At 41.8% G+C, this 12,156-nt stretch carries 11 protein-coding genes; all 11 read left to right on the top strand.

The features are described from left to right. Positions 1–574, top strand: a 574-nt coding sequence (locus tag BACCOP_RS03360) for an IS66 family transposase (protein ID WP_007566218.1), incomplete at its 5' end; no start/stop codon positions are given. A 765-nt stretch (positions 575–1,339) separates the two neighbouring features. Further along, positions 1,340–1,690, top strand: a complete 351-nt coding sequence (locus BACCOP_RS03350) for an NADH-quinone oxidoreductase subunit A (RefSeq protein ID WP_007566212.1) — start codon at positions 1,340–1,342, stop codon at positions 1,688–1,690. Next, entirely contained in the window at positions 1,681–2,283 is a 603-nt protein-coding gene (locus tag BACCOP_RS03345) for an NADH-quinone oxidoreductase subunit B (protein WP_007566210.1), read from the top strand. The genes BACCOP_RS03350 and BACCOP_RS03345 overlap by 10 nt, the downstream gene beginning before the upstream one ends. A 24-nt stretch (positions 2,284–2,307) precedes the next feature. Then, positions 2,308–3,930 (top strand): NADH-quinone oxidoreductase subunit D-related protein, encoded by a 1,623-nt coding sequence (locus BACCOP_RS03340; RefSeq protein WP_007566208.1) that lies wholly within the window; start codon positions 2,308–2,310, stop codon positions 3,928–3,930. Positions 3,931–3,964: 34 nt separating this feature from the next. Further along, positions 3,965–5,056: an NADH-quinone oxidoreductase subunit NuoH gene (gene nuoH / locus BACCOP_RS03335; protein ID WP_007566205.1), complete on the top strand. Its 1,092-nt coding sequence runs from the start codon at positions 3,965–3,967 to the stop codon at positions 5,054–5,056. A 25-nt stretch (positions 5,057–5,081) separates the two neighbouring features. After that, on the top strand, positions 5,082–5,549 hold the full coding sequence (locus tag BACCOP_RS03330) for a 4Fe-4S binding protein (RefSeq protein ID WP_007566203.1): 468 nt from the start codon (positions 5,082–5,084) through the stop codon (positions 5,547–5,549). Between the two features lie 12 nt (positions 5,550–5,561). Further along, positions 5,562–6,077: an NADH-quinone oxidoreductase subunit J family protein gene (locus tag BACCOP_RS03325; protein WP_007566200.1), complete on the top strand. Its 516-nt coding sequence runs from the start codon at positions 5,562–5,564 to the stop codon at positions 6,075–6,077. A gap of 11 nt (positions 6,078–6,088) precedes the next feature. Further along, positions 6,089–6,406, top strand: coding sequence for an NADH-quinone oxidoreductase subunit NuoK (gene nuoK / locus BACCOP_RS03320; protein WP_007566198.1), 318 nt, complete (start codon positions 6,089–6,091; stop codon positions 6,404–6,406). A gap of 17 nt (positions 6,407–6,423) precedes the next feature. Then, entirely contained in the window at positions 6,424–8,316 is a 1,893-nt protein-coding gene (nuoL, locus tag BACCOP_RS03315; protein WP_007566196.1) for an NADH-quinone oxidoreductase subunit L, read from the top strand. Then, positions 8,313–9,797, top strand: coding sequence for a complex I subunit 4 family protein (locus tag BACCOP_RS03310; protein WP_007566194.1), 1,485 nt, complete (start codon positions 8,313–8,315; stop codon positions 9,795–9,797). The genes nuoL and BACCOP_RS03310 overlap by 4 nt, the downstream gene beginning before the upstream one ends. A 6-nt stretch (positions 9,798–9,803) precedes the next feature. Next, positions 9,804–11,228, top strand: a complete 1,425-nt coding sequence (locus tag BACCOP_RS03305) for an NADH-quinone oxidoreductase subunit N (RefSeq protein ID WP_007566192.1) — start codon at positions 9,804–9,806, stop codon at positions 11,226–11,228. Positions 11,229–12,156: the final 928 nt, after the last annotated feature.

Here is a 12,156-nt window from a genome sequence, read left to right as displayed (position 1 = left end):
AAAGGTGCTTCATATAGGATGCTGGACACACTGCAGGAGGCTGTGGGTCGATGCCTTGCCATCAGACAGAACTGCGATGGATATAATAGACCCTATCGGTGATATGTTCAGAAATGAAGACTTGTTCCGCACAATGAAACTCAGCGGTGAGCAGATTAAGGAAAAAAGACTTAAGCTTACGAGACCTATTCTTGAACGTATCCATCATAAGGTGGTCATGATGATGCAGGATACCAAACTCATGGCAAACGAACTGATGAGAAAGGCTGTGAACTATACGATAAACCAGTGGAAATCCCTGAAAAATATCCTCAAGGACGGTTCTGCGGAAATATCGAACAACCTCTGTGAGCAAAGGATGAAACCTGTAAAGCTGCTGCTCAAGAACTGTATGAACATAGGCAGTGAGGATGCAGCAGGAAACTCGGCATTCATCTTTTCTCTGATAGAAAGCTGCAAGCTTAATGATATAGCCCCTCAGGATTACCTGAAGCACTTGTTTGAATGTATTCTTCATGGTAAGGACTGCGACAAGAAGGTCCTTCTGCCATGTTTTTATAAATCGGAATGTTAAAACTAAACTATTTTCTTGCGGACATTTTTATTTTATCGGCTGAAAAACAGCCGATAAAATTGTCGTGGCGGAAAATAGAATGGTTACAAAACTATAAGAATCACTTATTTTTCACTAAATGTCCTTCATGTTCGAAATCTTATAATACGACCGGATTTTCAGAATTACAAGCTATTTGCATTTTGTTTTTTTATACAATCCTATTAAAAAGACTAAAAATAAATCACTATCTTTGCACCCGTTTTCAGATAGGTATATGATGGGTAAACAGGTGAGAAAGGCAACAATATTTTTCTTTGCTTTCCTTATAATGGTCATTATAGGGAATGTCGTTTGTGTACCCGCACAACATACCGACAATACAGCTTCCGTATCCTGCACAACAACTTACAGTGAGATACAGGAACCTCAGTCGCCCATGGAAAAAACCATCCAACACCTATTCTCTCAAAATCATACAGATCTCCCCAATAAGGCAATTATTATACCAAACATCAATACTTACGATTTCAAATCGGTATTACGTAATGTTATATGTTTAGCGGTATATTATAATATCACCGTATATCGAAGTTTTGCCTGTTTCAATCACCCCCCGACAAACAAGACAATTTCCTATTACATTTATACGTTAGAAAAAATATTGATTTAGCCTCTCTATAACGATAGAGATCAGGCTAGATTTTATTCTTTATATATGGTAAAGGGCGTTTTACCATATAGAGAGTGTATATATATACGATTTACAAATATAAAATTCTATTTATGTTTTTCACATTTTTAATTGTTGTCATTCTGACGGCCATAGCCTTAGTAGTAGTCGCAATGACAATCGCAAAGCTTATCGCACCGCGGTCGTTCAATCCACAGAAGGGAGAGCCTTATGAATGTGGAATCCCGACACGAGGGCAATCATGGGTACAGTTTAAGGTAGGATATTACCTGTTTGCCATTCTGTTCCTGATGTTCGATATCGAAACAGTATTTTTGTTTCCGTGGGCAGTAGTAGTCAACGAAGTCGGTACTTATGCCTTGGTGTGTGTGGCATTTTTCTTATTAGTATTAATATTAGGCCTGGCATATGCATGGCGGAAAGGAGCATTGGAATGGAAGTAAAAAAACCAGCAATCCGTTCAATGAAATACGATGAGTTCAAAAACAATGATTACCTGCAACGCATGGTAGATGAACTGAACCGTGACGGTGCCGGAGTAGTCATAGGAACAGTAGACCAACTCATCGAATGGGGAAGAAGCAATTCACTCTGGTCACTGACATTCGGAACAAGTTGTTGTGCCATCGAATTTATGGCATTGGGAGCTGCACGTTACGATATGGCACGCTTCGGATTTGAGGTAACACGTAACTCTCCGCGACAAGCAGACATGATTATGGTTTTAGGAACTATTACCTACAAGATGGCTCCGGTACTGAAACGTCTGTACGACCAGATGGCAGAACCCAAATATGTCGTAGCAGTCGGCGGATGTACCATTTCCGGAGGACCGTTCATTAAATCATATCATGTAGTCAACGGTATAGACAAAATTATTCCGGTCGATGTATATATTCCGGGATGTCCTCCTCGTCCGGAAGCTTTCTATTATGGTATGATGCAGCTGCAGCGCAAAATAAAAGTAGAAAAATTCCTTGGAGGTGTGAACAGACAGGAAAAGAATCCTGATTCACAGAAAGAGAATGGAAAATAATTAACGACAGGAAAACAGCAATTTATGAATATAACTGAAAAAATATCCCGATTAGTTCCGGGAATCACTATTACCGAGCAGGGTGATCAGGTGATAAGTATTCCGGCTGAATCGTTTCATCAAATAGCCGAAACCCTGCGTAATGATCAGGATGAACCGATGGATTTCCTGCGTGATATCGTAGGAATGGACTGGCAGGAAGGTGGTCTGGGAGCACTTTATTATCTGGAATCAAGTAAGACTTATAATCGTATCGTTCTTAAGACTTCAACGACCGATCGTGAAAATCCTTATCTGCCGTCAGTATGTGACCTGTGGAAAACTGCAGAAATCAAAGAACGTGAAGTATTCGACTTCTTCGGTATCCGCTTTCTGAATAACCCGGACATGCGACGTTTATTCCTGCGTGAGGACTGGAAAGGTTATCCATTACGTAAGGACTACGACATGAACTCCAATCCCCTGAATATGGAGAATGAAGAGAATGCAGATATCACCGATGAATATTACCTGAATCCAGACGGAACAATAGCTGATAAGAAAAATATCGTTTTCGGACAACAGGATTTTGTGGTTAACATTGGTCCTCAGCACCCGTCTACTCACGGTGTACTTCGTCTGCGTACTTCACTGAACGGTGAAACAATCAGTAAGGTAGACCCTATCTGTGGTTATATACACCGTGGAATAGAAAAAATGAACGAAAGCCTGACATATCCGCAGACACTGGCTTTGACCGACCGCCTGGATTACCTGAGCGCACATCAGAACCGTCACGCATTGTGTATGTGTATTGAAAAAGCCGCAGGCATCGAGATTTCAGAGCGCGCACAGTATATCCGTACCATCATGGACGAACTTCAGCGTATCGACTCTCACTTGTTGTTCTACTCTTGTCTGGTTATGGATATGGGAGGATTAACTCCTTTCTTTTACGGTTTCCGCGAACGTGAAATGATTCTTGACATCTTCGAAGAAACAACCGGAGGACGTTTAATACAAAACTATAACATGATCGGTGGTGTGCAAGCCGACCTGCATCCGGACTTCCAGCGCAAGGTTAAGGAATTTATCAAACATCTGCGTAGTGTCATCAAAGACTATCACGATATATTTACCGGCAATGTGATTGCAACGACCCGTCTGAAAGGAATCGGAGTATTGAGTCTCGAAGATGCTATTTCTTTAGGAGTAACAGGAGGTTCAGGCCGTGCGTCCGGTTGGGCAAACGACGTGCGTAAACATCATCCGTATGCCATGTACGATAAAGTTGACTTCAAAGAAATCACTTATACGGAAGGGGATTCATTTGCACGCTACATGGTACGTATGGACGAGATCATGGAATCTTGCCACATCATCGAACAGCTGATAGACAATATTCCGGAAGGAGAATATCGCGTCAAGACAAAAGCAATCATCAAACTGCCGGAAGGTAATTACTCAGCAGCAGTAGAAAGCAGCCGTGGAGAGTTTGGCGTAATGCTGGAAAGCCATGGAGACAAGAGCCCTTACCGTCTGCATTACCGTTCTACCGGATTGCCGCTGGTACATGCGCTCGACACTGTTTGCAAAGGCAATAAAATTGCCGACCTGATTGCTATCGGAGGAACATTAGACTATGTAATTCCGGATATAGACAGATAATATCTTTATTTATCATTCTTAATTTAAAAAGTATATGTTTTTAGATTATTATAATCTTCAACCGCTTTTCATGGCAATACATTCTGCACTATGCAGCGTAATGCCTGAGGGGCTGGCAATCTTTCTGGAAGGGCTGGTAGTAGGCGTAGTGATTCTGGTTCTTTACGCTGTACTTGCTATCATATTGATTTATATGGAGCGTAAGGTTTGTGCAGCTTTCCAATGCCGTATCGGTCCGAACCGCGTAGGAGGTAAAGGAGGTTTGCTACAAGTTCCAGCCGATGTTATCAAAATATTGACAAAGGAAATTATCAGCCTGAAGAATTCAGACCATTTCCTTTACAATTTGGCTCCGTTTCTCGTTATTCTGGCATCTATTCTGACATTTTCATGTTTGCCATGGAATAAAGGTGGAGAGATTCTTCATATGAACATCGGTATATTCTTTGTTCTGGCCGCATCATCTATCGGAGTTTTGGGTATTCTGCTTGCCGGATGGAGCAGTAACAGTAAATATACCATCATCGGAGCCGTGCGAAGCGGAGCTATGATTATCAGCTACGAACTGTCTATCGGCCTGACCGTATTGACTATGGTTATGCTGAGTGGTACAATGGATATCCAGCAGATAGTAAGCGGACAGGCAGACGGCTGGAATATCTTCAAAGGACATATTCCGGCAATCGCTGCATTCGTTATTTATCTGATTGCCGGTAATGCAGAAGCCAACCGTGGTCCGTTCGACTTGGCCGAAGCAGAACAGGAACTTACTGCCGGTTATCATACCGAATATTCCGGAATGCATTTCGGCTTCTTCTATCTGGCAGAATACCTGAACCTGTTCATTACCGCCGGTATTGCTACAACCCTATTCCTGGGTGGCTGGATGCCATTGCATATAGCTGGTCTGGACGGTTTCAATGCCGTAATGGATTACATTCCCGGAGTAATATGGTTTGTTGGAAAAACTTTCTTTATCGTATTTCTGTTAATGTGGATTCGCTGGACATTCCCACGTCTGCGAATAGACCAGGTTCTTACACTGGAATGGAAATACCTGATGCCGCTTTCACTGGTAGTATTGCTGCTGATGGCATTGTGTAAAGTTTTTGGATTAACATTTTAAGGTAGATAGCTATCAATAAGATATTATGGAAAGTTTTAGTGAATATATAAAAGGTTTTGCTTCAGGAGTAAAAAGCTTGCTGATAGGTATGCGTACCTCTATGAAGGTATTCTGTCAGCCTAAAGTGACCGAGCAGTATCCGGAAAACCGTCATACGACGTTGCACATTCCCGAACGTCATCGTGCTCAGCTTGTTATGCCACACGACGATGAGAATCATCATCACTGCATTGCCTGTGGACTCTGCCAGATGGCCTGCCCAAATGGCACGATTAAAGTCATTTCAGAAATGCGTGAAGATGAGGAAGGAAAAAAGAAAAAGGTTTTAGTGAAATATGAATACAACCTGGGATCGTGCATGTTTTGCGAGTTATGTGTAAACGCATGTCCGCATGGAGCCATCAAGTTCAGCAACGATTTCGAAAATGCTGTATTCGAAAAAGAAAAGCTCCTGCTCACACTAAACCATGAAGGTTCAACACTTGCTAAATAAAAAGGAGAGAATATGGAAATAACACTTCAAGAAATCGTATTCTATGTCGTTGCAGCAGCAATTGCAGTATTTTCCGTACTGGCTGTAACAACAGGAAAAATTTTACGCGCCGCTACCTACCTGCTTTTCGTCCTTTTTGGTACAGGAGCTATTTACGGTGTATTGGGATATACCTTCTTAGGGGCTGTACAGTTAATGGTATATGCCGGAGGTATTGTTGTATTATATGTATTCTCTATCTTGCTGACTCAGTCGGACAAGAATATGAAATATCCGATAAACCGTGGCAAGCTTATCAGTGTATTGCTGACAACGCTTATCGGTGCCGCACTGGTATTATTTTTAATCTTTACAAATGGCTTCGCCCTTAACATCATTCCACAGGGTGTAGAATTACCCGCCCGTGAAATTGGTCTGGCGTTAATCGGAACAGAAAAATATCAGTTTGTTCTACCGTTTGAAGTAGTCAGCATCTTATTGCTGGCATGTATGATTGGTGCCATTCTGATAGCAAGAAAACAAAAATAAAAATTACGACTATGGAATTAGATGTACACGTAATACACTATCTGGTCATCAGTACCATCATGATGTTCTGCGGAATCTACGGATTCTTTACCCGCAAGAACCTGCTTGCCTTGCTCATCTCGGTAGAGCTTATGCTGAACGCAACAAACATCAATTTTGCAGTATTCAATCGTTATCTTTTCCCGGATCATCTGGAAGGTCATTTTTTCAGCTTGTTCGGAATTGCTATCGCTGCGGCAGAAACAGCTGTTGCTATTGCTATTATTATTAATGTATATCGCAATATCAAACAGGTTTTGACTGACGATATTACTGACATGAAAGGATAACTAAAAATATTTTGATTATGGAATATACAATTCTGATACTCGCATTGCCCATACTCAGTTTTCTTATTCTGGCTCTGACGGGTATGTACATGAAGCATCGCATAGCGGGCTTGATAGGCACACTGTCACTGGCAGGTGTTACTATATTAAGCTATCTCACCGCTATCAATTACTTTACAGCTCCGCGCACTGCCGAAGGAGTATTCCCGACACTGACTCCATGGAATATCCAGTGGCTTCCTTTTACGGAATCTCTCCACATTGATATGGGTATTTTACTGGACCCCATTTCCGTTATGATGCTGGTTGTCATCTCGACAGTCAGTCTGATGGTACATATCTACTCATTCGGATACATGAAAGGTGAAAAAGGGTTCCAGCGCTACTATGCTTTCCTGTCACTCTTTACTTTCTCTATGCTGGGACTTGTACTTGCTACCAACATATTCCAGATGTATGTATTCTGGGAGCTGGTTGGTGTATCTTCTTATTTGCTCATCGGCTTTTACTATACAAAACCGGAAGCCATTGCAGCCAGCAAGAAGGCATTCATTGTGACAAGATTTGCCGATTTAGGTTTCCTCATCGGTATTTTGATTTATGGCTACTACATGCAGACATTCACTTTCACACCCGGTGAAGAACAGCTGATGAAGGCTGGCATGGTACTTCCTTGGGCACTCGGACTGATGTTTGTAGGTGGAGCAGGTAAAAGTGCCATGTTCCCACTGCACATCTGGTTACCCGATGCAATGGAAGGCCCGACTCCAGTCAGTGCATTGATTCATGCAGCCACCATGGTCGTTGCCGGAGTTTATCTGGTAGCCCGCATGTTCCCGCTGTTTATCGGTTTTGCTCCACACACACTGCATATGGTTGCCTACGTGGGAGCATTCACTGCATTCTATGCTGCCTCTGTAGCTTGTGCACAAAGTGACATCAAGCGAGTCCTTGCTTTTTCTACCATTTCACAAATCGGTTTCATGATGGTTGCTCTGGGTGTATGTACAGCCAATAACCCTCATGAAGGAGGCTTGGGATACATGGCAGGAATGTTCCACCTGTTTACTCATGCCATGTTTAAAGCCTTGTTGTTCTTGGGAGCCGGATGTATTATCCACGCCGTACACAGCAATGAAATGTCGACAATGGGAGGACTTCGCAAGTATATGCCTATCACTCACATTACATTCCTCATCGCATGTCTAGCCATTGCAGGTATACCTCCATTCTCTGGTTTCTTCTCAAAAGACGAAATTCTGACAGCCTGCTTCCAGTTCAGTCCGGTTATGGGATGGATAATGACAATTATTGCCGGAATGACGGCATTCTACATGTTCCGCTTGTATTATGGTATCTTCTGGGGAACTGAAAATAAGGAACTTCATGCAGCACATACTCCGCACGAAAGTCCTTTGACAATGACTTTCCCGTTAATGTTTCTAGCAGCCATAACTATTGTATGTGGCTGGATATTGCCTTTCGGACACTTTGTATCTGCCAATGGCGAAGCATACGATATCCACCTTAATGCACAAGTAGCCGCAACAAGTATTATCGTTGCTGTAATAGCTATTCTTCTCGCTACCTGGATGTATGCACGCGAAAAACAACCCGTTGCCGACATGCTGGCAGCACGTTTCAGTACATTGCACCGTGCAGCTTACAAGCGCTTCTATATGGACGAAATCTGGTTGTTTGTCACAAAGAAGATTATCTTCCGCTGTATATCTACCCCACTTGCCTGGTTCGACCGTCACGTTATCGACCAGTTCATGAACTTCATGGCCTGGAGTGCCAATGCAGCAGGCGAAAGCGTACAACCTCTGCAAAGTGGTAAAGTTCAAAGCTACACCATGTGGTTCTTGGGAGGAGTTATAGTATTAACTATCATGTTATTAGTATTATGAATATATTAAGTCTTTTTGTTTTAATTCCTTTACTCATGTTGCTGGGATTGTGGATTGCCCGCAATGTGAATCAGGTAAGAGGAGTAATGGTAGCCGGCTCTACATTGTTGTTAATTCTTGCTGCCTACCTGACAGTATCTTATATAGGACTGCGAAACGGAGGAGCTACAGATGAAATGCTGTATACAGACAGCATTGTCTGGTATGCCCCATTACATATAGCTTACTCGGTAGGAGTAGACGGAATCTCTGTTGTCATGCTTCTTCTGAGTTCCATCATTGTATTTACAGGAACGTTTGCATCGTGGAAGCTCAAACCGCTGACTAAAGAATATTTCCTTTGGTTTACGCTGTTAAGTACCGGAGTTTTCGGTTTCTTTATCTCTACCGACCTGTTTACCATGTTTATGTTCTACGAAGTTGCCTTGATTCCGATGTATCTGCTTATCGGCGTATGGGGCAGCGGTAAAAAAGAATATGCAGCCATGAAGCTGACCCTGATGCTGATGGGAGGATCTGCTTTCCTGCTTATCGGTATTTTAGGAATCTTCTATGGTGCCGGAGGTGAAACCATGAATATTCTGGAAATAGTCAAACTTCAGATACCAACCGAAATGCAACGTATCTTCTTCCCGATGATATTTCTCGGATTTGGTGTGTTGGGTGCATTATTCCCATTCCATACATGGAGTCCCGACGGTCACGCCTCAGCGCCGACAGCCGTATCTATGCTTCATGCAGGTGTTCTGATGAAACTGGGAGGTTACGGATGTTTCCGTGTAGCCATGTATCTGATGCCTACCGGAGCTGCCATTTGGGGTGATTTCTTCCTGGTATTGACTACCATTTCAGTTGTATACGGTGCTTTCAGTGCTGTGGTACAGACCGATTTGAAATACATCAATGCCTATTCTTCTGTAAGTCACTGCGGCCTGGTACTGTTTGCTTTGTTGATGATGACTAAAGTAAGTGCTACAGGTGCCATTCTCCAGATGCTGAGCCATGGTTTGATGACAGCATTATTCTTCGCCCTGATTGGTATGATTTACGGACGTACACATACCCGTGATATCCGTCAGTTAAGCGGACTGATGAAAATCATGCCTTTCCTTTCTGTTGGTTATGTAATCGCCGGACTTGCCAACCTCGGTCTTCCGGGCTTAAGCGGTTTCGTTGCCGAAATGACTGTATTTGTCGGATCATTCCAGCATGCAGACTCATTCCATCGCATATGTACAATCATTGCAACGATGAGTATCGTTATTACAGCCGTATATATCTTACGCGTTGTCGGTAAAATACTATACGGAACTTGTACTAATCCGGAACACCTGAAGCTGACCGATGCAACCTGGGATGAGCGTTTTGCCGTAATCTGCCTTATTGTGGCTGTTGCCGGATTAGGTCTGGCTCCTTATTGGGTAAGCCATGTTATCAGTGGCAGTGTAGAACCTATTATTTCACAACTTTGTCAATTATAACGCATTATGGATATAATAACAACTTTACATACCATGCAGGCAGAAATCGGTTTGGCAATTATTCTGATAATTGTGTTACTTGCCGATTTATTCCAGAAGGTTCCTTCTCCGAAAAACATGCAACGGCTTTCATGCGCATTGCTTGTTATTCTGCTACTCAACAACCTATTCAATTCTGCCAGTGGAGAAGCTTTCGGAAGCATGTATATCAATACTCCCATGACATCTGTAGTAAAAACAGTCCTCACATTAGGAACAATACTGGTATTCATGCAGGCAGACACATGGCTGGAACGCGAAGACACACGTCATAAAGCTGGAGAGTTTTATTTATTGACTCTTTCTACCTTACTGGGTATGTTTTACATGGTCAGTGCAGGTAGCTTCCTGCTCTTCTATGTAGGACTGGAACTTGCCAGCATCCCGATGGCTTGCCTTATTGCATTCGACAAATATCGTCACCACAGTGCAGAAGCTGGAGCCAAATTCATTCTGAATGCCATGTTCTCGTCAGGTTTGATGCTTTACGGTTTATCATTAGTATACGGAACTTGTGGAACAATGTATTTCAATGATATCAGCACCATGATAACCGGAAGCCCGCTTCAAATCCTTGCCATGGTATTGTTCTTTGCCGGATTAGGCTTCAAACTGAGTCTGGTACCTTTCCACATGTGGACACCCGATACCTATCAGGGAGCTCCGACAACAGTCAGTGCCTATCTTTCTGTTATCTCAAAAGGAGCTGCAGCTTTTGCCTTGATGAGTATTCTGCTGAAAGTATTTGGCCCGATGGTTGCCGACTGGAGTCTGTTACTCTCTGTTGTAATCGTACTGACTATTACAATAGCCAATATTTTTGCAATCTTGCAGAAAGACCTGAAACGCTTCATGGCATACAGTAGTATCTCACAAGCCGGATATATTATGCTTGCTGTATTAGGAGCCTCAGCTCAAGGCATGGCATCTTTAGTATATTATGTAGTAGTTTATATTGTAGCCAACCTGGCAGTATTCGGTGTAATAGGAACAGTAGAACAACATAATGGAGGAACAGTCGACCGCGATGCCTATAATGGTTTTTATAAGACCAATCCTAAATTGAGTCTTGTTATGACCATTGCCTTATTTTCACTGGCAGGTATCCCGCCGTTTGCTGGATTTTTCTCAAAATTCTTCGTCTTTGCATCTGCTTTCCATGCAGGCCACTGGCTGGTAGTATTCCTGGCGTTGGTAAATACAATCATTTCGCTATACTATTACCTGCTCGTTGTAAAGGCCATGTATATTGTTCCTAATGAAACCCCACTTGCCACATTCAAAAGCAGTGCGACCACTCGTGCCTGTCTTTTTATCTGCCTCATGGGAATTATTTTATTAGGAGTATGCAGTTCTGTATATCAAATCTTTACAGAAGTTGCTGCTCTATAAACAATAAAGAGAAAGGATAAATTCTTTTGCTATCCGATAAACATATTATGCTTTTATTGTTATCACTTCAGATAATTGCACTAATAAAAAACAGCGAATCTGATTTTCCATACAGATCAATTCTATGAATAAAAGATTCTTTATTAATACAAAAAATTATCGGATAGCATTTTTTTATATCTTTGCAGAATACAATACTTCGGTAAATTTTTACCGATAAATTAAAATTAAACATAGAATCGGCATAATCCGGTTCAAAAATATATTCAAGAGATCATTGAAATACTGTCAAGAATGAATCGTCAAGGAGTAAGAAAAGGGATGAAAAAGATATGCTAAACAGCTGAAAACCAACAGAAAAAGTATTGCATAATTTGTTGATTATTAGTAAATTAGAAGTATTCCACCACTTTTAATTATGACTAAAGAATCACTCCTTATGCAATACCAATCCGAGTGCAGAAACGCTCTCGAATCAGTTGTAAATATAAGCAAATCTTTTCAGAAAGTATTCATGGATGCAATGAAATTGTTCATGGCTATCACGGCTCTTTCATTTAAAACAACCTCTATAATCCTTGTTATTCTCCGAAAAACCATTATTTTTGCGCACAGCGATGCAGGAAGCACCGCTTCCGGTGTTTCTTTTTATCGTTCATATAAAATTATTTTTGTAGGCGGAAATCAAATGCGACAGAGGTCGTTTTTTGATTTCCGCCTTAATTTTCGCTATGCGAAAATAAGATTTATTTTGCTGATATGCAACATTTTGCATGTCTAATATATAAAAAAGAAACATGCATTCTGCCGTCGTGGCAGCATAATGAAACATCTGAAAGAATTTGTGAAATCAGTGCCGGATTACCGCAGGACAGACAAGGGAAACTACAAATACAAGCTGGAAGATATTCTTCTCCTTGTAATACTC

The organism is Phocaeicola coprocola DSM 17136 (genome assembly GCF_000154845.1).
GTDB lineage: Bacteria > Bacteroidota > Bacteroidia > Bacteroidales > Bacteroidaceae > Phocaeicola > Phocaeicola coprocola.
This window is presented reverse-complemented; position numbering and strand designations above follow the sequence as displayed.

Coding starts and splice junctions, on each gene's coding strand:
- BACCOP_RS03350 (WP_007566212.1), top strand. CDS start 1,340: ATGTTTTTCACATTTTTAATTGTTGTCATTCTGACGGCCATAGCCTTA.
- BACCOP_RS03345 (WP_007566210.1), top strand. CDS start 1,681: ATGGAAGTAAAAAAACCAGCAATCCGTTCAATGAAATACGATGAGTTC.
- BACCOP_RS03340 (WP_007566208.1), top strand. CDS start 2,308: ATGAATATAACTGAAAAAATATCCCGATTAGTTCCGGGAATCACTATT.
- nuoH (WP_007566205.1), top strand. CDS start 3,965: ATGTTTTTAGATTATTATAATCTTCAACCGCTTTTCATGGCAATACAT.
- BACCOP_RS03330 (WP_007566203.1), top strand. CDS start 5,082: ATGGAAAGTTTTAGTGAATATATAAAAGGTTTTGCTTCAGGAGTAAAA.
- BACCOP_RS03325 (WP_007566200.1), top strand. CDS start 5,562: ATGGAAATAACACTTCAAGAAATCGTATTCTATGTCGTTGCAGCAGCA.
- nuoK (WP_007566198.1), top strand. CDS start 6,089: ATGGAATTAGATGTACACGTAATACACTATCTGGTCATCAGTACCATC.
- nuoL (WP_007566196.1), top strand. CDS start 6,424: ATGGAATATACAATTCTGATACTCGCATTGCCCATACTCAGTTTTCTT.
- BACCOP_RS03310 (WP_007566194.1), top strand. CDS start 8,313: ATGAATATATTAAGTCTTTTTGTTTTAATTCCTTTACTCATGTTGCTG.
- BACCOP_RS03305 (WP_007566192.1), top strand. CDS start 9,804: ATGGATATAATAACAACTTTACATACCATGCAGGCAGAAATCGGTTTG.